Source organism: Flavobacterium sp. NG2, from assembly GCF_034119845.1.
In the GTDB taxonomy this organism is placed as follows: Bacteria; Bacteroidota; Bacteroidia; order Flavobacteriales; family Flavobacteriaceae; genus Flavobacterium.
The window spans coordinates 1,483,035-1,504,316 of the sequence record NZ_CP139420.1 but is presented as its reverse complement, the minus strand read 5'-3'; the positions used below and the strand labels follow the sequence as shown (position 1 = coordinate 1,504,316).

Sequence of the window (21,282 nt, the reverse complement as noted above, 5' to 3'; positions counted from 1 at the left end):
AGATATTTTTTATAAAATATGGAATATCTAGTAAAAAGACTTAAATAGCATTCAAGAATTATTTACAACTTCAAATTTCGTAATCGCAACGCATTTGCAATTACGGAAACCGAGCTAAAACTCATTGCCAAGGCGGCAATCATAGGCGACAACAACAAGCCGAAAAACGGATACAAAACTCCGGCAGCAATAGGCACTCCCAATACATTGTAAAAGAAAGCAAAAAATAAATTTTCCTTAATGTTTTTCATCACGGCATGACTCAGCTGTTTGGCTTTTACAATGCCTTGCAAATCGCCTTTGACTAAAGTGATTTTAGCACTTTCAATCGCTACATCGGTTCCTGTTCCCATGGCAATTCCAATATCAGCTTGTGCTAATGCAGGCGCATCATTAATTCCGTCACCGGCCATGGCTACAATTTCGCCTTTGGCTTGCAAACGTTTAATTTCTTCTAATTTATCTTGAGGCAAACAACCTGCTTTATAGGAACTCAAATTCAACTCTTGGGCGACTGCTTTGGCGGTGTTTTCATTATCACCCGTCATCATCATCACTTCAACACCTTGTCGTTTCAATTCTTGAATAGCCTCAGAACTGCTTTTTTTAATAGCATCGGTAATCGTAATATAACCAACAGCCTGATTGTTTATGGCAACATAAGAAACAGTTTTTCCTAATTTTTGTTCGTCAATAACTTCTTGTTCTAGAGCTAAAAAATCCTGAATCCCTTCATGTTCCAATAACTTTTTGTTACCCAAACTTATTTTCTTTTCACCTACAAAACCTATCACTCCTTTTCCTGTAACCGATTCAAATTTTTCTACTTTTGATAAAGCTATGTTTTTCGCTTTCGCAAAAGTGACTACGGCTGTCGCCAAAGGGTGTTCGCTACTTTGATTCACCGAAGCAATTTTACTTAAAACATCATTCTCATCTCCATTTTTTACAACTATTTTCTCAACCGACGGCTTTCCCTCGGTAATTGTTCCCGTTTTATCGGTAATCAAAACGGTGATTTTGTTCATGTTTTCTAACGCTTCGGCATTTTTAATCAAAACACCTGATTGTGCGCCTTTCCCAACACCTACCATGACCGACATGGGCGTTGCCAATCCCAAAGCACAAGGACAAGCAATAATCAACACGGCAATTGCATTGACAAACCCATAAATCAAAGCGGGCTCTGGCCCCCAATTTGCCCAAACAAAAAAAGTTATCACGGAAACACCAACCACAATGGGCACAAAATATTTAGCAATACTATCGGCTAATTTTTGAATAGGCGCTCTAGAACGACTGGCATCATTGACCATTTGTACAATTTGCGAAAGCAAGGTTTCAGAACCCACTTTTTCAGCTTCCATCGTAAAGGATTGCGTTCCATTTATCGTTCCTGCTATTACGGCTTCCTCTGGTTTTTTATCCACAGGAATGGGTTCGCCCGAAATCATCGACTCGTCAAGGGTGGTGTTTCCTTCGATAATTTTTCCATCAACTGGAATTTTATCACCGGGTTTCACTCGCAATACATCGCCTTTTTTAATATCATGAATCGAGATTCTTTTATCTTCTCCGTCTTTTACTAAGGTCGCTTCGGTTGGTGCTAATTTCATCAATTCTTTAATCGCACCACTGGTTTGGCTGTGCGCTCTGGCTTCTAACAATTGCCCTAACAAAACCAAGGTCAAAATCACCGTAGCAGCTTCAAAATACAAACCTACCTCTCCCGAATGCGTTTTGAACTCCGCTGGAAAGATTTCTGGAAAAAACAAGCCCACCATACTAAACAAAAAAGCAACCCCTGCACCAATACCTATAAGCGTAAACATATTAAGATTCCAAGTCACCACTGATTTCCAAGCTCGTTTAAAAAACATCCAACAAGCATAAAAAACTACAGGAAGAGACAAACCAAATTGCACCCAATTCCAAGTTCCATAATCCAGTATTTTAAGTAAAGGATTATTCGGAATCATATCGGACATGGCGATGATAAAAATAGGAACTGTAAACAGCACTGCTATTTTTATTTTAAACAATAAATCATCATATACTTTTGACTCTTCACTAATATCAGGAGTCATAGGAACCAAATCCATACCGCATTTAGGACAAGAACCTGGACTGTCTTGTACCACTTCAGGATGCATCGGACAGGTATATTGTGTGCGCTGATTCATAACCGGCTGTTGCACTAAATCCATTCCACATACCGGACAATTACCAGGAGCATCATATTCTTTATCTCCTTCACAATGCATAGGACAATAATATTTACCCGCAGTTACAGAATGAGAATGCTCTTTTTTAGGCTCATGTGTTCCTCCCACACTGCAACACGATTTTTTAGCTTCGGTAGTATCGGCAGTCGAGTCCATTTTATGCCCGCCTTCCATCTCAATTGTATATTTACCTACAGCCGTTAACGCTTCTTGCATAACTTCCGTAGCAACATGTTCCTTCATTGTAATAGTGGCTTGTGGCGGAGACAAAGTTACTTTCGCCTCAAGTCCATCTACTGCATTTAATGTTCTCTCTACTTTAGCTCTACAACCATCGCAAGACATTCCTGTTATTTTATAAGTATGTTTCATCATTAAGCTATTTAAAAGTATTATTACAAATTTCCGAATGATAGCATTGTTATGTATTGCAGAATTATGGAAAAGATTTGCATGATTTAGATTCTGTGATAAATCGGGATGCTATAATTTTCACGAATATTTCCCAGATTCTCGCAGAATATTGGCTAAAATATTTTTATCAATCTCTCCTTTAAAAGTCCCAAACCCAGTTTCTTGAAATTTATTCCTTTTAATCAGTGACTATTTTTTACAAGCTAAAAATCAACATTTAAAATTGTGAATTAGCGGTGCTTTTAAATTCATAATTCATCAATTTGCTTCCTTTTATTATCCTTCAAGTTCTTAAAATAGGTTGGCGTAAACCCAGTCACTTTTTTAAACTGATTGCTCAAATGCGCCACACTACTATAATTCAACTGAAAAGCTATTTCACTCAAAGTTAACTCATTATAAACCAATAACTCTTTGACGCGTTCAATTTTTTGAAGAATATAATAATGCTCAATCGTGATGCCCTCCGTTTCTGAAAACAACTTACTCAAAGAACTATAGTCTTGATGTAACGCCTCAACTAGATAGTCAGACAGATTTACTTTGAGTTTCTCCTGATTATAATGTACATTTTCAATAATCAAGGTTTTGATTCGTTCCATTAGCCTAGTTGTTTTGTCATTCAATAATTCAAAACCTAGCTTCTTTAATTCCTCGGACAATTGTTGTTTCTGACTCTCTGTAAGTGAACGAAGGATTGTCACCTCACCTAATTGAATATGAGAAAATAAAATTCCCTGCTGTTCCAAAAGCGTTTTTACAGCAGCAATACAACGATTACAAACCATATTTTTGATATAAATCTTCATCTTTATTTACATTTTGTGTCCTTCCATAGGATTGCTTCCTTTTCTGAATTTGTATTCACTATTGATGCCGTAAGCACCAGTGATTACAATCTTTTCATCGACATCGATGGGGGTTTTTATTTCAATTTTCCCGTTGCGTTCTAATCCCGTTTCAATCATTCTATTTTCATAAACCCCTTTTGCTTTTTCTAACCAAATATAAGCGCCTTTTTCTTCGCGAATAACAGCATCCGTTGGCACAAACAATCCTTTCACTTTCGATTGTGTTATTTGTACCAAAGCTTGCATTCCGGGTTTTAACTGTCCGTCGACATTTGCAACTTCCATTCGTACAGCTAATAATCTAGAATCGGGATTTATCTCAGGATTAATAAAACTGACTTTGGCATCCAAAATTCTGGTTGGATAATCCACAAAACTAACGCGAGCTGTTTGACCTAGTTTTAAACTTATAGCATACTGAACGGGAACCTGTGTTTCTAGCCAAAGCAAACTTAAATTAGCCAATTCTACAATTCCCATTCCCTCCATCAGATAACTACCTTCGGTTACTTTTATTTGCGAAATCACTCCACTAATCGGACTGTAAAAAGTGGTATAAGGCGAGACATCAGCTGTTTTTTTAATCGCATCAATTTGAGTAGCTGATAATCCGTAAAACATTAATTTTTGCTGGGCAGCCTGCACTAATGTTTTGGCATTTTTACCAAAATCTCCCGGCATGCCCAATTGTTTGTATGCCGTATAATAATCTTGTTTGGCAATCGCCAAATCTTCGCTATACAATTGATACAAGGGTTGATTCTTATGCACAATATCACCTTCGGTTTTAAAATACAATTTCTCTAATCGTCCCATGGCCCGAGCCGAAATGGTTTTGAGTGTTTCTTGATTATAGCTCAAAACTGCCGTGTATTGTTCTGCGACACTATTTTCTGTTTCGCTTAGCTTTTGCGTAGTAATATTTCCCAATTGTACTTGCTGTTCGCTCAACGTAATTTCGTTGCTATTACCAGATGCTTTTTTCATAGGAGTCAGCTCCATATGACAAATAGGGCATTTACCGGGCTTGTCTTCTTTCACCTGCGGATCCATCGAGCAGGTGTAATAAATTCCTTCTTCGGTCTGGTGTTTGTGTTCCTCCTGATTGCCTTCTTTTTTATCATTACAAGCCAATGCCACGAAAAGCAACATTACAAAACCTATATTTCTTAGTATTTTCATCTTTTTGTTTTTAACCGAAAAAATCAACTAATTCGGCATAAATTCAACAGTATTTTTTTTTTAAACCATTAAGAAATTAAGTAAATTAAGAAGCTAGACTAAATGAAACTTAATTTCTTAATGGTTCAATTTTCAAGAACAATTCTATTCTCTTTGAGTTGTTTTAATAAAAGCTTCACTATCCATCAAATATTGTGCATTTTGAATTACTTCATCTTGAGTAGAAATTCCATCAATAATTTGGATAAAACCACCCACTTCAACTCCAGTGTATAGCGAATGCGCTTGGAAACCTTTGGTTGTTTTTACAAAGGCTACTTTTTTAGTTCCCACAGAAACCAAAGCTTGTTTTGGAAGCCAAATTCCTTTTATCGAATGTGTCTCAATTCGCCCTTCCAATCGCAAACCAACAGGCAATCGTCCGTTTTCATTCTTCAAATACACTCGGATTCTATTGGTTCTTTCGGAAGGATTTAACTGTGTTTCCACAAAATTTACTTTAGCGACCATTTCAGTGTCATCTAATTCGGTTTTGATTCGAATAGGCTGATTCACTTTGACCAAACTACTTTGGCCTTGCCCCACATTAAAAACACCCCAAACTTTGGTCGTATTCACCAACTTAAAAACTTGTTCATTTTTTTGAATATAATCCCCTTCTTTAATGGGCAATGGAGAAGTTGTTGTAGCTGAAGCATTCATTCCAGCAGAACTATTCTCTGTCATTTCCTCTGCTGCTTGCACCAAACCGTTTTCAGGACTAAAAATCGTGACCACAGGATTTACTTTTTTGGCTACAGCCAAAGCATTAATTTGTGAAAGCGTCATTCCGTAAAGCGCTAATTTTTGTCGAGAAGCTTTTATAATCGAATGATTCTGGGCATCATTTGTCAATACATAAATGAAATTTTGTTGGGCTGTGGCCAATTCTGGACTGTAGATATCAAAAAGTTTTTGTCCTTTGACAACTTTTTGAAATTTATAATTCACATACATTTTTTCGATTCGCCCACCGATTCTTGCAGCAATACTTACTGTAGCGTTGGAATCATATATCACAATTCCAGGCAGCTTAATTTGAGTGCTTATAGCCGTGTCTTTCGGATGAATCACAGGATAATCTCCCACCACAAATTCATTGGTGTTTTGCAATAAGTAATCGATAGAATGATTTTCGCTTTTTTTGGCAACAGTGATTTTTTGAACCAATGTCATACCGCAAATGGGACAATTTCCAGGCTCGTGTTGCTCAATTTCAGGATGCATCGAACAGGTGTAAATCGCAGCTGAAGCCGTAGTTTCTTCTTTCGGTTCCTTTCCAACTGGAATTAATTTCATTCCACATTTAGGACAATCGCCAGGTTTGTCACTAAAAACAGAATCCTGAGGCATGGGACAGGTATAAACGGTCTCTGCCTTAGAAAATGAAATTTTCTTATTGACCATAAAAAGACTAATTCCCACCAACAAGAACCCTAAAAACAACAAACTATATTTTAATTTCTTGTTCATCTTTAATTGTTTTCTAGTTGTTTTTCGATTTCCACTTGGGTACTTAAAATAGCTTGCAATTTATCCAAAGCATCAAGTTGCGCCATATTCAAGGCTTCCCAAGCGTCGAGTACTGCAAACAAATCTCCAGTGTTGTTTTGCCATGCCAAAACAGAAGTGTCATAATTTCTTTTTAAAGCCGGAATAATACTTTTATCGGCGATTTCGTATTGTTTTTTCAAATTAATTAACTCCGTGTTCATTCCCGAAATCATTCCGGTGGCTTCATTCAAAATCATTTGCTTTTGCCAAGCGAGACTTTCGTTTTTAATTTTCAAACTTTCAATAGTTGCTTTGTTCATCTTCGTGGACCAAGGCATCGGAATAGTCACCATCCCCATCAATGAAAACTGCTGTGGTTGTTGCCCTAATCCTATCATGTGATCGTATTTTACACCAAATTCGGGCGCTAATTTTGCTTTTTCAATGGCTACTTTCATTTGGTTTAACTCCATTGTTTTCTCAATGGCTTTTAAATCGGAACGCTGTTGCGTTAAACTAGCGCTATCTTTTTGAATCGCATTAAAATCTTTCAATTGGTAATTTACATCCCATTCAAAATCCGTGTTTTTATCCCTAGCCATCAAGGTATTGAGTACGATTCTTTTTTGATTGCTATCATTTTGTAACATCACAATCATACTTTCTAGCACACTCCATTGGGATTTGGCTTTATAATAAGTAGGCAGTTTATCCATATTGTATTGGTATCTGATTTCCATACTTTTAATCATATAATTCAAAAGGGACAAATTCTCTTTGGCTACTTTCAATTTTTTCTCCAAAACCACCCCTTGATAATAATTGGTCTTCGCCATCGCATAGAGTTGGTTCAACGTATAATTTTTATTCTCCTTTTCAACGGAAGACATGGCGTTCATATAATCTGCATCGGCTTTTAATTTTGCCCCATTGGGAAACATCTGGCTTATCCCAATCATATACATCCCCATTCCCGAATTCATTTCGTCCCCTTTCCACATCTTGGAATTATAGGGCGTCATAAAAAAACCTGTACTCACTTGTGGTGCCATCCAACTTTTAGCTCCAACAGCGGCGGCGTCCATACTTTGAATATCGGCCTCATACATTTTTAACTGTGGATTATTGTCTTTGATGGCATTCAAAACAGCATCCAAAGACAGTGTTTGCGAGACCCCTTGGGCAATCCCAAGCAACAAACCACATACAACGAGTATATATCTATTCTTTAACATCTATCAATTCAATTTTACCTTTTGTTTTTAATTCATGAAGTTTGGTCATTTCAAAAACAATTGGGGTTACAAATAATACATAAATCACTGAGGTTATCGTTCCTCCAATCAATGGAACCGTAATGGGAATCATCACATCGGCACCTGTTCCTGTAGACCAAAGAATGGGCACTAAACCGAACAACGAAACCGATACGGTCATCAATTTAGGACGCAACCTCTTGGCTGAACCTTCAATAACGTAGTCTCTAATAATGGATTCGTTAAGTGTTTTACTAGTATTTCCATGTTTGGCGACCATTTTATTCATCGCTTCGTTAAGGTATATCGTCATGATCATGGCTGTTTCAATGGCCATTCCAAACAAAGCAATAAAACCTACTGCCACAGCCACTGAGACATTTATCCCATAAAAATAAACCATAAAAATACCGCCAATCAAGGCAAAAGGAACGGTAATCATTGTAATCAGCGCTTCTTTTAACGAATGATACGTAAAAAACAAAATCAAGAAAATAATCAGCACTACAATAGGCAAAATTAAGCTCAAGGTTTTATTGGCTCTAATTTGGTTTTCCCATTGCCCACTCCATTCTATATAATAACCTTTAGGCATTTGCGACATCATAGCGTTTAATTTTTCCTGAGCCTCTTTAACCGTACTGCCTAAATCTCTGTCCCGTACATTAAAAAGTACACTTCCTCTTAACATCGCATTTTCGCTGTTAATCATCGGTGGGCCATCGCTGATTTTTATATCGGCAACCGCTTCTAAAGGAATAGGACCAAACTCCATAGTTTGTACCTGCAATTTTTTCAAGGCCTCAATGCTGTTACGGTATTCTTGTGCGTACCGTGCATTAACCGAAAATCGCTGCCTTCCTTCGATAGTGGTGGTCAAAGTCATGCCTCCAATAGCTGTTTCCACTACTGAATTAACATCATCAACTGAAAGGCCATATCTTCCGATAGCTTCACGCTTGGCTACAATATCAATATATTTACCACCCGTAATAGGTTCTGCATATAAATCTTTCACTCCCGAAGTTCCTTCGAGGGTTTGTTTTATTTTTTGTGCCAATGCGTTAATCGTATCCAAACTCGCTCCGTAGATTTTGACCCCAACATCGGTGCGAATACCTGTAGCCAACATATTTATTCGGTTGATAATAGGCTGGGTAAAACCATTGGTTACCCCTGGAATTTGAAGTTTTGTATTGATTTCGGATACGATATCATTTTTGGTTTTTCCGTCACGCCATTCGTGTTGTGGTTTTAGTAATACGATGGTTTCAATCATGCTAATCGGGCTATTGTCAGTAGCTGTATTGGCACGACCCGCTTTCCCTAAAACATGAGAGACTTCGGGAATTGATGTAATCAACTTGTCTTGGACTTGCAAAATCCTTTTTACTTCCGAATTGGAAACATCAGGCAAAGTCACAGGCATAAACAAAACCGAGCCTTCATCCAAAGGAGGCATAAACTCAGAACCCAAACGGGTGTACATTGTTAATCCTACCACCAACGCAATCAAGTTGATTCCTAAAATAGTTTTACGCCAGTTTAAACAAAATTCTAAAACGGGAGTATAAACACTTTCTAACTTTCTATTAATTGGGTTTTTATTTTCGGGTCTTAATTTTCCTTTTAGCAAATAACTAATTAAAACTGGCGTTAGGGTTATCGCTAAAAAGGCATCGACAATAAGAATAAATGATTTGGTCCAAGCCAATGGACTAAACAACTTACCTTCCATACCTGTTAATAGAAAAACAGGTAAAAAAGAAGCTATGACAATTAAGGTCGAATAAAAAACCCCCGGCCCAACCAGTTTGGAAGAAGATGAAATCAATTTCATTCTTTCTTCAGCAGACAATAGGTCTTTTTCTTTTTTGAATATATTTTGAATTATTTTTTTCATGAGGCTTCTTCTTGAGTTGACGATAATTCTTCTTGCTTTTCGGAAATCGTTCGATAGGCATTTTCGACCATTACAATTCCGTCATCTACTACCACTCCAATCGCCAATGCAATTCCGGTAAGCGACATAATATTGGAGGAAATCCCAAAAGCTTCCAACAGAATAAACCCAATGGCAACCGATATAGGTAACTGAATTAAAATAATCAAAGCACTGCGCCAATGAAAAAGAAAAAGTAAAACCACCATCGAAACTGCAATCATTTCTTCGATTAAAGTTCCTTTAACTGACTCGATAGCTTTTTCAATCAATTCACTTCTGTCATAAGAGGTTTTAAAAGTCACACCAGCAGGTAAACCTTTGGCAACCTCCTTCATTTTTAATTTGACGGCATCAACAACTTCGCTAGCATTTTCACCGTAGCGCATCACTACAATACCCCCTACGACTTCGCCGTTACCATCAGCATCAAAAATACCTAATCGTAAATCACCACCCATTTGTACCGTACCAATATCTTTGACTGTTACAGGAACTGAATTGTAGTTTTTGACCGCTATGGCTTCGATATCTTGTATACTTTTCAAATAGCCCAAGCCTCTCACTACGTAAGCCATATCGCTCATTTCAAATTTTCGTCCTCCTACATCATTGTTAGATGATTTCACTGCGTCCATAACTTCCATGATACTGACATTGTAATACTGCATTTTCAGTGGGTCAAGTACCAACTGGTATTGCTTTTCGAAACCACCAAAAGAAGCGACTTCTGCCACACCTGGTACCGTTTGCAAAGCAAACTTGATGTACCAATCTTGCAAGGCACGTTGCTCGCCCAAATCCATTCCTTTAGCATCCAGATGATACCAAAAGACGTGGCCTACTCCTGTTCCATCAGGCCCTAATGTGGGCACTACATTTTGCGGCAATAAGCGTTGCGCATAATTAAGTCGTTCCAAAACACGGGTTCTAGCCCAATACGCATCTACCTCATCTTCAAAAATGATGTACACAAAGCTCATCCCAAACATCGAAGAGGCTCGAATGTTCTTAATCTTTGGAATCCCCTGTAAGTTGGACACCAACGGATAAGTCACTTGGTCCTCAATAACCTGCGGACTTCTTCCCATCCACTCTGTGAAAACAATAATTTGATTTTCGGACAAATCGGGAATGGCATCAATGGGATTTTGTTGAACACTATAAACTCCCCATCCAAACAAAGCAGCAGACACCAGCAATATTACCAAGCGGTTTTTGAGTGAGAATGTTATTAATTTTTCTACCATTTCACCTTATTTAACTTCTTGTGTTAATTTCATCCCACATTTAGAACAATCATCATCTTGTTTACCTGTTACTTCAGGGTGCATCGGGCAGGAATAGAGTTTTTCTTCAATATTTTCAGTGGCATCCATTGCTTTAGTTTCAGTGGTATTGTCTTTGCATGAAGCAAAAGAAATCAAAACCATTACTACAAGTATTTTTATACTATTTTTCATTTTGTACGTTTTATATATTTTACTTAATTACTTTTTTTACCGCTCTATCGTACTGACAACATTTGGGCAATTGATTGTAAGCTGCATTAGTTGCTGGAAACTTATCGCTATCGTATCCCGCATTTGCAATTCGTTTTAGGATTTCATCTTGATTGGTTTTGGTAGAATCATAACTAAGAGTTGCCATTTTAGTATCAACATCCCAGCTCACAGTTGCCACTCCTTTGACAGTAGCTGCTTTCTCGATGGTTTTTTTACACATACCACAGTTTCCGTAAATTTTTACGGTTTCGGTTTTAGCGTTTTTTATTTGCGCGCTAACAAAAGTTACTGATAACAATACAGTCATTGCCATCAACATATTTCTAAGTGATTTCATTTTGTTGTTTTTTAAAAAAATTGAATAAATGGTCAAAAGCATCTATTAATAGACATCGCTAGTAACAAACAATTTATTAACCGAAAAAAAGTAATTATAAAGCCTCTAGGACTTAGAAACTTGACATAATTAGGGCTGTCAAGAGTAGTTTTAGCCTATTTTAGGAATAAGCCAAATAGAAGAATAACCATCAGAAGTAAAGCTAACTGATGGATAGAATTTTTGTTTTTCAATTGAAAAATCAAAAACATTAATAAGTGATTCAAAACTTGAATTCATCAAAAAACTCAAACTAACGGAACTAGTAGTACATAAAGAATGTCCACATTTTCCGTCACAGGATTTTTGTTTTTCATTTTTAGAACACGATTTTGTTCCGCAACAGCTTTTCTTTGAATCCGACTTAGAAGTCATTTCCATTGAACAACTTCCATTTGAATCATTTGATTTTCCACAAGCCAAAACAGCATTAGGCATCAAAAAGAGGCCTAATAACAGGATAATATAGATGTGGATTTTTTTCATTGAAAACCAGTATTTGAAACAAAATTAACAAAAACATTTTGTTTCACATGAAAAGTTATGTTAAAAAGAGATTAGTTCTTCCCTAATATAGCAAACATAAGTGACTGTGAAACAGATAAAATAATACTAAATAGTAGTGCTATCAAAAACCCATCTACATAGAAGCCTCCAACAATTGCTGAACATAACAATATCATTATTGCATTAATACACAATAAAAAAAGTCCCAATGTAAGTACAGTTATAGGAAGTGTAAAGATTAAGATAACAGGTTTTACAAAAACATTGAGCAAACTTAAAACGAAAGCCACAATTAGCGCCGTGGTAAAGCCAGCAACATGAACCCCTTTCATAACATGTGACAAAATCACTACCAATATCGCAGTGATAAACATTCTAATCAGTAATTTCATAATATTCTATTTACAGTAACAAATATAATTCTTTTATAATTTGTATTTATTGTTTCAAAAAGGAACTTACCAATTGATGAAAAAGTTTTGGATTTTCGGCATGAAGCCAATGCCCTGCGTTAGGAATTGTTTCTAATTGCATTTGTGGAAAATGAATGTTGATATTCTCGATATCGTTATCCAAGATATAATTAGAATTTCCTCCTCGAATAAAAAGCGTTGGTTTATCAAACTGAGCTTCATCTGGCAGTGCTACTCCTATTTCGCTAATCTTTTCATTGAAAACAGCCAAATTAAAACGAAATGCTAATTGCCCCGGCTCTTTCCAATACAAACTTTTCATCAAGAATTGACGGGTTCCAAAATCGGTGATAAAATTACCTATAATTTCTTCGACTTCGCTACGGCTTGGTTTTTTTGAAAAATCTACAGCATTTAATCCAGCCAAAATCGTTTGGTGATGCTGTGGATAAAATTTAGGACCAATGTCTGCTACGATTAACTTATTAACCATTTCAGGATAAGTAGCAGCAAAAAGCATCGCTGTTTTTCCTCCCATCGAATGACCGATAATATCAACTTCTGTCAAATTATTTCCCTGACAATAATCATAGATATCTTGCACCATGAAGTCATAGCTAAAATCCTCGGACTGTAAACTTCGTCCGTGGTTGCGCATGTCTAACATATGAACTTGACAACCATCGGCTGCAAATTGAGTTCCAAGAGTTTTCCAGTTGTCGGACATTCCTAGAAATCCGTGTAGAATTAAAAGCGGCTTTCCTTCACCTTCTATTTTTGAATAAAGCATAATTATATTTTTAAAAAATATTTCACAAAGTCTCGCAAAGTGATCACGGAGTTACACCAAGATTTTATAGTTTACTCTTTATACTTTTCTTTATGACTCTCTGAGAAATCTTTAGAGAATCCCTGTGAAACAACTATTATTTTAATTTTTGCAAATACATATTGACCACATTGTCAAGTCCTAAATACAAGGCTTCCGCAATTAAGGCGTGACCAATGGAAACTTCCAATAAGCCTGGAATATTTTGTTTAAAAAACTGAATATTATCCAAACTCAAATCGTGACCCGCATTGATTCCTAATCCCAATTCATTAGCTAAAACCGCTGATTGTATATAAGGCTCAATACCTTTTTCGTTTCCTAAAGCGTATTGGTGTGCAAAAGCTTCGGTGTATAATTCAATTCTGTCAGTTCCTGTTTTCTTAGCACCTTCAATCATATCCAACACAGGGTCAACAAAGATAGAAGTGCGAATCCCATGACGTTGAAATTCTTGAATCATTTCAGTCAAATAGGCTTGGTTTTTTACCGTATCCCATCCTGCTGACGATGTAATAGCACCAATAGCATCTGGCACTAAAGTAACTTGCTCCGGTTTACATTCCAATACCAAATCAATAAAATTATGTTGTGGATTTCCTTCAATATTAAACTCTGTATGTACAATCGAACGCAAATCTCGAGCGTCTTGATAACGGATGTGACGCTCATCAGGTCGAGGGTGAATAGTGATTCCCTGACCTCCAAATTTTTGAATATCAGTCGCTACTTTCAACAAATCAGGAACATTTCCTCCACGTGCGTTACGTAAAGTTGCTATTTTATTAATATTTACACTTAACTTTGTCATTGGAATACTTTTTGTTTGTATAGAATTACACCATATTTGCGACAAAAATACAAAGTAAAAGGTAGGTGTTTTTGCCTTTTTTTGATTATTTTGCATAAAATTAGAGGATTTATTTACGATGAAAATTACAGACTACATAAACACGGACTATAAAGCCATTGATTGTCAAGAAACTATCGAGACAGTAAAAGGCTTTTTTGCGGATTTACATTACTCGCATTTTCCCGTTGTGGAAGAAGGTATTTACATCGGCTGTATTGCATCTGATGACATCGAAACCTTTGACGATGACAAAAAAATTATCGATTACAAATACACGCTAGAAGTATTTTTCACAAGAACCAACTCGATATGGCTTGAGGTTCTTGAAATATTTGCTAAGAATCATAGTAATCTAATTCCCGTTTTAAATGAAGAAAATAAATATGTTGGCTATTATGAAATAGAAGACATTATGAGTTTTTTTCATGAAACTCCATTTTTGAAAGAACAAGGACGTATCATCAAAGTAAAAAAAGGAATCTTAGATTATTCGATGAGCCAAATTACCCAAATTGTAGAAAGCAATAATGGAAAATTATTAGGCCTATTTATTTCAGAGGCCGAAGTGGATTCTGTCGAAGTAACACTAAAAATTAGTCTTGGGGCTATCAATGAAATTGTTCAATCATTCAGAAGGTACAATTATGAAATCACCTCTGAACATATTGAGGATAATTATATCAATAATTTAAAAGAGCGATCTGATTATTTAGACAAATATTTAAATATCTAAATTTCGCCACAACACTCAATACACTCAAACACAAATAAACGACTAGCCAACTAATGAAAGTAGCCATTTACGGTCAATATTATCAAGACAGCACAGATCCAATAATCAAAGAAATTTTAGACTTTTTTTCTGAAAACGAAATAGAAATGATTTTTGAGTCAAATTATTTCAACATGCTTCTTGAAAAAAACATTGTTAGCAAGAAATACAAGACTTTCTCCACTTATTCGGATATTGATTCGAGTTTTTATATGTTAGTTAGCATTGGTGGTGACGGCACGATTCTGAGAGCAGCAACTTTTATTAGAAATTCAGGAGTACCTATCCTAGGGATTAATGCTGGGAGGTTAGGATTTTTGGCCACTGTACAACAAGAAAACATTACGGATTTCTTAAAAATTGTAATTGAAAATAAACACAGCCTTTCCAAAAGAACACTGTTAAGTTTATCTTGCACACCTGCAAATGAGAGTCTAGAGGATATTAATTTTGCCATGAACGAAGTTTCTGTGAGTCGAAAAGACACTACTTCAATGATTACCATTGACACTTATTTGAATGGCGAATATTTAAATTCATATTGGGCAGACGGTTTAATTATCTCTACTCCTACTGGTTCTACAGGATACAACTTAAGTTGCGGAGGACCTATTTTGACGCCTGACGCTAACAGCCTCGTTATTACACCAATCTCTCCACACAATCTTAACGCACGACCACTAGTGATTCCTGATGAAACAGAAATCAGGCTTAAAGTATCGGGTAGAGAAGAGAATTATTTAGTGTCTTTGGATTCAAGGATTACATCTGTAGGTAACGAATCGGTATTAACCATCAAAAAAACACCTTTTCAAATCAATATGATTGAAATTCCAGACGAAACATTCCTAAAAACACTTCGTTCCAAATTACTTTGGGGAGAAGATAAAAGGAATTAAAAATTCTGTTTAAAACAACCTCATACGAATCTCCTTTATTTTTCGTTTTTCATTATAAATGAATTCAGAAAAAACAAGGAAAAATGCCTAACAATCAAATAATAGACAGATTTAATCTATTCGATATTGTATCGAATCGATTATTATTATATTTGCACGCTATTTCAATTAAAATGATACAAAAAATCAGCTTAATCCTGTGCTTTTTCCTAAGTACTACACTCTTTTCACAGATACATGAGATAGGTGCATTTTTGGGAGGAAGCAACTATATTGGAGATGTAGGCCCAACTACCTATATTGATCCAAATCAGTTAGCTTTGGGCGTAGTGTACAAATGGAATAAAAGTCCGAGACATGCTTACAGGATTTCCTATATGCAATCGAATCTCAACTCAAATGACCTAGATTCAAAGGAAGCAAGCCGTAGCGGAAGGGGCTATTATTTTGAAAATAACATAAAAGAACTATCTTTAGGCCTTGAATTTAATTTTTTTGATTTCAACCTCCATCAATTGGAAAACAAAACGACTCCTTATGTCCATAGTGGCGTAAGCTATATTAGATACAGCAGTTTGTATTTTACAAATGGAAACAATGAAGCACAAACTGATTCTAGGCGAGGAACGATAGCGATACCAATGACCGTTGGAATTAAAACTAAATTAAACCGACAGTTCATTTTAGGACTCGAAATAGGTGCAAGATATACGTTTGCAGATGACATTGATGGCAGCAAAGCCGCAAATGAGAATCTCAGTCAATTTAATTTTGGAAATTTAAATAATAATGATTGGTTTGTTTTTTCAGGGGTTACAATAACCTATACCTTTGGCGAAAAACCTTGCTATTGTGCAGAATAAAAAATAATGAATTTAGTAGACTCCATAGATAAAGAAAGATTACCAAACCACCTAGCCATTATTATGGATGGGAACGGACGATGGGCTAAAAAACAAGGATTCCTTAGGGCATTTGGGCATGAAAGAGGCAGCGAATCAGTTAAGGAAATTATCAGAACTTGTATCCAATTAGGTATACAGAACTTAACACTATATGCCTTTTCTACTGAAAATTGGAATCGTCCAAAACTAGAGGTCGACACTTTAATGAAAATACTGGTAAAGTCATTAAGAAAAGAACTAGCGACTCTCGAAGAAAAAAAAATCAGATTAAACACTATTGGCAACTTTGAAAAACTACCGAGCTCAGCACAAAAAGAACTCAGCTCAGTTATTGAAAGAACTAAAAACAACGACAAGATGACTCTTACACTAGCCTTGAGCTATGGTTCAAGAGAGGAAATCGTAAATGCAGTGAAGACCATTAGTGATAAAGTTAAAAATAATATAATTTCAATTGACTCTATTGACGATTCGATTATAAATGAGCATCTTTACACGCACAATTTACCTGATGTAGATTTATTAATTCGTACTAGTGGAGAACACCGTATAAGTAATTTCTTGCTGTGGCAAATAGCCTATGCTGAATTATACTTTACTGACATACTATGGCCCGACTTTAAAGAACATGATTTATATGAGGCTATCATTAGTTATCAAAAAAGAGAACGCAGATTTGGAAAAACAAGTGAACAAATTAAATAATTTTTTAGTGTTAAATAAAAAAATAAAAGCAGTACTAACTTTTCTATTTCTGGTAAGTTTTTCACTAGTCAAAGCTCAAGAAAGAGTACCTTTTGATCAAGGAGAAAAATACATTATCGCAAAAGTTTCACTTACAAACAAAATAAGTTTTAACGAGCAAACCGTAATTACTTTTGCCGGTTTAGAAAAAGGACAAACAATTACTGTTCCTGGAGAAGAAATCAGTAGTGCCATCAAAAAACTAGGAAAACTAGGTCTTTTTGATGAGATTTCATTCTATATCAACAAAATTGAAAACGACAGTATCTATCTTGATTTAGACATCAAAGAACTTCCGAAACTAAACGAAGTAAAATTTGTAGGAGTAAAAAAGAACAAAGTTGACGGTTTAATCAAAGACAACAGCCTTACACAAGGCAAAGTTGTGAATGAAAATTTGATTACAACTACTAAAAACTACATTGAAAACAAGTATAAAAAAGATGGTTACTTCAATACAAAAGTAAACATCAACACTGTTGTTGACACTTCTGCCGTCAATCAAGTAAATATGCTTGTAAAAATTGACAAAGGTGAGAAAGTAAAGATTCATGAAATTGACTTCATAGGCAATACTAAAGTATCTGACAAAACCTTACGCAAGGCAATGAAAGATACGAAACAGAAAAACCCTATTCGAATTTTCAAAGCCTCTAAATTCATTAAATCTAAGTACAAAGAAGACTTAGACAAAGTAATTGCTTCTTATAAAGAAAAAGGATATCGTGATGCTAGAATCGTATCTGATTCTGTAACATTCAACAAGGAGAAAAATGCCTTATCCATCAAAATAAATGTTGAAGAAGGTAATAAATACTACTTTGGAGACATTAAATTCCTTGGTAACACAGTATACCCTGATCATTTCTTAAACAGAATAATTGGTGTCAAAAAAGGAGAAACCTACAATGGTGTACTTCTAGAAAAGAGAATTGCTGACAAATCAAAACCAGACGGAGAAGACATTACCAATTTATACCAAAACAATGGTTATTTATTTTCAAGCATCAATGCAGTAGAAGTAAAAACGGCTAATGACACTATTGATTTTGAAATAAGAGTTACAGAAGGTCCTTTGGCATACTTTAACAAAATTACAGTAGTCGGGAACGATAAGACAAACGACCGTGTTATCTACAGAGAACTTAGAACAAAACCAGGTGAAAAATATAGTAAAGAATTATTAGTTCGTACCATTCGTGAAATTGGACAATTAGGATTCTTTGACCCTGAAGCCATCGACCCTAAATTTAAAAATGTTGATGCCGGAGCAGGAACTGTTGACATTGAATACAACTTAGTCGAAAAAGGATCTAGCCAAATTGAACTCCAAGGAGGTTATGGTGGTGGTGGATTCATCGGTACCTTAGGACTTTCTTTCAACAACTTTTCTGCAAGGAATTTATTAAACAAAGAAGCCTATAAACCACTTCCTATGGGAGATGGTCAAAAAGTAGCCCTTCGTTTGCAAGCGAGTACTTATTTTCAAACTTATAGCTTATCATTTTCAGAGCCATGGTTTGGACAAAAAAAACCAGTACAATTCAGTACTTCATTATCTTACAGTAAGCAATTCTTAAGTAATTATTTTACTGGTAGTGCCAATTCTGTAGATAAGAGTAAAAGTTTCAACATTCTTACTTTATCAGTAGGTCTAGCAAAAAGATTGACTGTACCAGATGACTTTTTTGTACTATCACAAAGTATCAGTTACCAACACTATGATTTAAATAATTATAACACTGGACTATTCACCTTTGGAAATGGTACCTCTAGAAATGCAGCTTACACCATAGGAATTACACGTAACAATAAAGGGGTAAACCCTATATTCCCTACTTATGGCTCGGAGTTTAGTCTTACTGGTAAATTCTCGCTTCCTTACTCATTATTCAATGGAGTTGATTATGCAACATTAGGAGATAAAGAAGAATATAAACTAAAAAGCACTACTGATGTTTATGACGCTAATGGAAACATAACGATACCTGCAGGTTCTTACTTGGACGCAAGTGGTAATAAGGTTTCAACTTATGAAGAGGCTACTGCTGATGTTTCAAAAGTCGACCAAAAGAAATTTAATTGGCTAGAATATTACAAAATAAAGTTCAAAGCTGATTGGTACACCAAAATTTATGGTAAATTAGTATTGCGAACATTAACTGAATTTGGATTCTTAGGAGCATACAACCAAGACAGAGGCTTAATTCCTTTTGAAAGATTTTATGTTGGTGGAGACGGATTAGCAAACTATTCCATGGATGGTAGAGAGACAATTCAGTTGAGAGGTTACCAAAATAACTCCTTAACACCGATTAATAGTTCTGGAGAACAAATTGGAGGAACTGTATACAATAAATTCTCTATGGAATTGCGTTATCCTATAACCTTAAAAGCAGCTGCATCAATTTATGCACTTGGATTTTTGGAGGCTGGTAATTCATTTGCTAATTTTAACACCTATAACCCGTTCTCGTTAAAGCGTTCAGCAGGTGTTGGATTACGTGTATTCATGCCAGCGTTTGGATTATTAGGTATCGATTTTGGACATGGATTTGATGCTGCAACTGGTCAGATAGATAAAAGTGGATGGCAAACTCACTTCATTATTGGACAACAATTTTAAAAAAATAACTTAATATTTCTAATATTTTAAGCTATGAGAAAACATTTTTTACTTTTATTTCTAGTTGCAATCACTACTAGCATCTATTCCCAAACAAGAGGAACAAAGATTGGCTATATCGATATGGAATACATATTGCAAAATGTACCCAACTACATCGAAGCAAATAACCAACTAGAACAGAAAGCTCAAAAATGGAAACAAGAAATTGATGTTAAAAAAAATCATGTCAATAAAATAAAAGAAGAATTAAAAATAGAAAAAGCACTTCTCACAAAAAGCCTTATTGAAGAAAGGGAGAATGAAATAAAATTTCTAGAAAATGAAATGCTAGAATTACAGCAATTACGATTTGGCCCAAACGGAAATCTGATGACTCAAAAATCAGATTTAATAAAACCCGTTCAAGACCAAGTTTTTACTGCCATTCAAGATATTGCTGAAACCCAAAAATACGATTTCATTTTTGACAAAACCTCTGATATGACGATGCTTTTTGCAGCGAAAAGATATGATATCAGCGACTTAGTATTACGTGTAATAAATCGCGCAGACAAAAGAGAGCAACTTTCAAAAAAACAACTTCAAGCCGAATTAGAAAAAGAGAAAAAAGAAGATGCTGTTGATGTAAACCCTAATTTAGTCGAAAGACAAAAGTTATTAGAAGATAGAAAAGCGGCAAGAGAAAAAGCATTAGAAGACCGAAAAATTGCTGCCGAACAAAAGAAAAAAGAAGCAGAAGAAAAACGAGCACAATTGCTTTTAGAAAGAGAAGCTAAAAAAACTGGCTCCACAACAACACCTGCTGCCAACGTTGACAACTCTAAAGACACAGCAAAAATAAAAGCTGAAGAAGCGAAGCAAAATCAAATTGACGCTAATGCAAAAGCGCTAGATGATAGAAAAAAACTAGCTGAAGACAGAAAAGCAGAATTAGAAGAAAAAAGAAAACAAGTTCTTGAAGAAAGAGCTGCTAAAAAAAGTAGTTCCACAACAACACCTGCTGCTAACGTTGATAACTCTAAAGACACAGCTAAAATAAAAGCTGAGGAAGCGAAGCAAAATCAAATTGACGCTAATGCAAAAGCGCTAGAGGATAGAAAAAAACTAGCTGAAGACAGAAAAGCAGAATTAGAAGAAAAGAGAAAACAAGTTCTTGAAGAAAGAGCTGCTAAAAAAACTGGCACGGTTTCTGAAACAACTAAGACAGAAGAAGTAAAAACAACGACACAAAAACCAAGTTCAACAGACACAAAAAAAACAGTTGAAAAGGAAGTTATCGAAACTGAACCAGTAGACGCTAGAGCAAAGACCCTAGAGGAACGAAACAGAATCATTGAGGAACGTAAAAAAGCTTTAGAAGAAAAAAGAGAAAAAGCATTACAAGTTAGAGACTCAATTAAAAAAGCAAGAGAATTACAATTAAAACAATAAATAATTACTTAATATT

At 35.5% G+C, this 21,282-nt stretch carries 19 protein-coding genes; 6 read left to right on the top strand and 13 right to left on the bottom strand.

What is annotated here, in order from left to right:
* Positions 1 to 62: 62 nt before the first annotated feature.
* From SLW70_RS06415 to SLW70_RS06355, 13 genes are all read right to left on the bottom strand, one after another.
* Entirely contained in the window at positions 63 to 2,597 is a 2,535-nt protein-coding gene (locus tag SLW70_RS06415) for a heavy metal translocating P-type ATPase (RefSeq protein ID WP_320891763.1), read from the bottom strand.
* A gap of 290 nt (positions 2,598 to 2,887) precedes the next feature.
* A complete protein-coding gene (locus SLW70_RS06410; protein ID WP_320891244.1) occupies positions 2,888 to 3,448 on the bottom strand; it encodes an AraC family transcriptional regulator in 561 nt (186 codons plus the stop codon).
* Between the two features lie 6 nt (positions 3,449 to 3,454).
* The gene (locus SLW70_RS06405) at positions 3,455 to 4,672 is read right to left on the bottom strand and encodes an efflux RND transporter periplasmic adaptor subunit (RefSeq protein ID WP_320891243.1); all 1,218 of its coding nucleotides are present in this window, start codon (positions 4,670 to 4,672) and stop codon (positions 3,455 to 3,457) included.
* A gap of 144 nt (positions 4,673 to 4,816) precedes the next feature.
* Positions 4,817 to 6,184: an efflux RND transporter periplasmic adaptor subunit gene (locus tag SLW70_RS06400; protein ID WP_320891241.1), complete on the bottom strand. Its 1,368-nt coding sequence runs from the start codon at positions 6,182 to 6,184 to the stop codon at positions 4,817 to 4,819.
* A 2-nt stretch (positions 6,185 to 6,186) separates the two neighbouring features.
* Entirely contained in the window at positions 6,187 to 7,440 is a 1,254-nt protein-coding gene (locus tag SLW70_RS06395; RefSeq protein WP_320891240.1) for a TolC family protein, read from the bottom strand.
* Positions 7,427 to 9,364 (bottom strand): efflux RND transporter permease subunit, encoded by a 1,938-nt coding sequence (locus SLW70_RS06390; protein WP_320891239.1) that lies wholly within the window; start codon positions 9,362 to 9,364, stop codon positions 7,427 to 7,429. The genes SLW70_RS06395 and SLW70_RS06390 overlap by 14 nt, the downstream gene beginning before the upstream one ends.
* Complete coding sequence (locus tag SLW70_RS06385; RefSeq protein WP_320891238.1) at positions 9,361 to 10,653, bottom strand: efflux RND transporter permease subunit; 1,293 nt, start codon at positions 10,651 to 10,653, stop codon at positions 9,361 to 9,363. Before SLW70_RS06385 ends, SLW70_RS06390 begins: the two co-directional genes overlap by 4 nt.
* A 6-nt stretch (positions 10,654 to 10,659) precedes the next feature.
* A complete protein-coding gene (locus tag SLW70_RS06380) occupies positions 10,660 to 10,866 on the bottom strand; it encodes a heavy metal-binding domain-containing protein (protein WP_320891237.1) in 207 nt (68 codons plus the stop codon).
* A gap of 19 nt (positions 10,867 to 10,885) precedes the next feature.
* A complete protein-coding gene (locus tag SLW70_RS06375; protein ID WP_320891235.1) occupies positions 10,886 to 11,245 on the bottom strand; it encodes a heavy-metal-associated domain-containing protein in 360 nt (119 codons plus the stop codon).
* A 150-nt stretch (positions 11,246 to 11,395) separates the two neighbouring features.
* Positions 11,396 to 11,770, bottom strand: a complete 375-nt coding sequence (locus SLW70_RS06370) for a hypothetical protein (protein WP_320891234.1) — start codon at positions 11,768 to 11,770, stop codon at positions 11,396 to 11,398.
* Positions 11,771 to 11,841: 71 nt separating this feature from the next.
* On the bottom strand, positions 11,842 to 12,183 hold the full coding sequence (locus SLW70_RS06365) for a phage holin family protein (RefSeq protein ID WP_320891233.1): 342 nt from the start codon (positions 12,181 to 12,183) through the stop codon (positions 11,842 to 11,844).
* A 46-nt stretch (positions 12,184 to 12,229) separates the two neighbouring features.
* A complete protein-coding gene (locus SLW70_RS06360; RefSeq protein WP_320891232.1) occupies positions 12,230 to 12,994 on the bottom strand; it encodes an alpha/beta fold hydrolase in 765 nt (254 codons plus the stop codon).
* 136 nt (positions 12,995 to 13,130) lie between these two features.
* Complete coding sequence (locus tag SLW70_RS06355; RefSeq protein WP_320891231.1) at positions 13,131 to 13,844, bottom strand: pyridoxine 5'-phosphate synthase; 714 nt, start codon at positions 13,842 to 13,844, stop codon at positions 13,131 to 13,133.
* 118 nt (positions 13,845 to 13,962) lie between these two features.
* Between SLW70_RS06355 and SLW70_RS06350 the strand changes: the two genes are divergently transcribed.
* The 6 genes from SLW70_RS06350 (at position 13,963) to SLW70_RS06325 (ending at position 21,266) form a co-directional block, all read left to right on the top strand.
* On the top strand, positions 13,963 to 14,619 hold the full coding sequence (locus SLW70_RS06350; protein WP_320891230.1) for a CBS domain-containing protein: 657 nt from the start codon (positions 13,963 to 13,965) through the stop codon (positions 14,617 to 14,619).
* A gap of 53 nt (positions 14,620 to 14,672) precedes the next feature.
* Entirely contained in the window at positions 14,673 to 15,557 is an 885-nt protein-coding gene (locus tag SLW70_RS06345) for an NAD kinase (protein WP_320891229.1), read from the top strand.
* An 83-nt stretch (positions 15,558 to 15,640) separates the two neighbouring features.
* Positions 15,641 to 16,420, top strand: coding sequence for a DUF6089 family protein (locus SLW70_RS06340; RefSeq protein WP_320891228.1), 780 nt, complete (start codon positions 15,641 to 15,643; stop codon positions 16,418 to 16,420).
* A 6-nt stretch (positions 16,421 to 16,426) separates the two neighbouring features.
* Positions 16,427 to 17,167 carry an isoprenyl transferase gene (locus SLW70_RS06335; RefSeq protein ID WP_320891227.1) on the top strand — a complete coding sequence of 247 codons (741 nt, stop codon included), beginning with the start codon at positions 16,427 to 16,429 and terminating at the stop codon, positions 17,165 to 17,167.
* Positions 17,100 to 19,832 (top strand): outer membrane protein assembly factor, encoded by a 2,733-nt coding sequence (locus SLW70_RS06330; protein ID WP_320891226.1) that lies wholly within the window; start codon positions 17,100 to 17,102, stop codon positions 19,830 to 19,832. The genes SLW70_RS06335 and SLW70_RS06330 overlap by 68 nt, the downstream gene beginning before the upstream one ends.
* A 33-nt stretch (positions 19,833 to 19,865) precedes the next feature.
* Entirely contained in the window at positions 19,866 to 21,266 is a 1,401-nt protein-coding gene (locus SLW70_RS06325; protein WP_320891225.1) for an OmpH family outer membrane protein, read from the top strand.
* Positions 21,267 to 21,282: the final 16 nt, after the last annotated feature.

Bases quoted from the DNA above. Each gene is read 5' to 3' on its own strand.
- SLW70_RS06370 (WP_320891234.1), bottom strand. From the start codon at position 11,770: ATGAAAAAAATCCACATCTATATTATCCTGTTATTAGGCCTCTTTTTG.
- SLW70_RS06355 (WP_320891231.1), bottom strand. From the start codon at position 13,844: ATGACAAAGTTAAGTGTAAATATTAATAAAATAGCAACTTTACGTAAC.
- SLW70_RS06375 (WP_320891235.1), bottom strand. From the start codon at position 11,245: ATGAAATCACTTAGAAATATGTTGATGGCAATGACTGTATTGTTATCA.
- SLW70_RS06415 (WP_320891763.1), bottom strand. From the start codon at position 2,597: ATGAAACATACTTATAAAATAACAGGAATGTCTTGCGATGGTTGTAGA.
- SLW70_RS06350 (WP_320891230.1), top strand. From the start codon at position 13,963: ATGAAAATTACAGACTACATAAACACGGACTATAAAGCCATTGATTGT.
- SLW70_RS06400 (WP_320891241.1), bottom strand. From the start codon at position 6,184: ATGAACAAGAAATTAAAATATAGTTTGTTGTTTTTAGGGTTCTTGTTG.
- SLW70_RS06385 (WP_320891238.1), bottom strand. From the start codon at position 10,653: ATGGTAGAAAAATTAATAACATTCTCACTCAAAAACCGCTTGGTAATA.
- SLW70_RS06360 (WP_320891232.1), bottom strand. From the start codon at position 12,994: ATGCTTTATTCAAAAATAGAAGGTGAAGGAAAGCCGCTTTTAATTCTA.
- SLW70_RS06380 (WP_320891237.1), bottom strand. From the start codon at position 10,866: ATGAAAAATAGTATAAAAATACTTGTAGTAATGGTTTTGATTTCTTTT.
- SLW70_RS06335 (WP_320891227.1), top strand. From the start codon at position 16,427: ATGAATTTAGTAGACTCCATAGATAAAGAAAGATTACCAAACCACCTA.
- SLW70_RS06405 (WP_320891243.1), bottom strand. From the start codon at position 4,672: ATGAAAATACTAAGAAATATAGGTTTTGTAATGTTGCTTTTCGTGGCA.
- SLW70_RS06325 (WP_320891225.1), top strand. From the start codon at position 19,866: ATGAGAAAACATTTTTTACTTTTATTTCTAGTTGCAATCACTACTAGC.
- SLW70_RS06340 (WP_320891228.1), top strand. From the start codon at position 15,641: ATGCCTAACAATCAAATAATAGACAGATTTAATCTATTCGATATTGTA.
- SLW70_RS06330 (WP_320891226.1), top strand. From the start codon at position 17,100: ATGAGGCTATCATTAGTTATCAAAAAAGAGAACGCAGATTTGGAAAAA.
- SLW70_RS06390 (WP_320891239.1), bottom strand. From the start codon at position 9,364: ATGAAAAAAATAATTCAAAATATATTCAAAAAAGAAAAAGACCTATTG.
- SLW70_RS06410 (WP_320891244.1), bottom strand. From the start codon at position 3,448: ATGAAGATTTATATCAAAAATATGGTTTGTAATCGTTGTATTGCTGCT.
- SLW70_RS06395 (WP_320891240.1), bottom strand. From the start codon at position 7,440: ATGTTAAAGAATAGATATATACTCGTTGTATGTGGTTTGTTGCTTGGG.
- SLW70_RS06345 (WP_320891229.1), top strand. From the start codon at position 14,673: ATGAAAGTAGCCATTTACGGTCAATATTATCAAGACAGCACAGATCCA.
- SLW70_RS06365 (WP_320891233.1), bottom strand. From the start codon at position 12,183: ATGAAATTACTGATTAGAATGTTTATCACTGCGATATTGGTAGTGATT.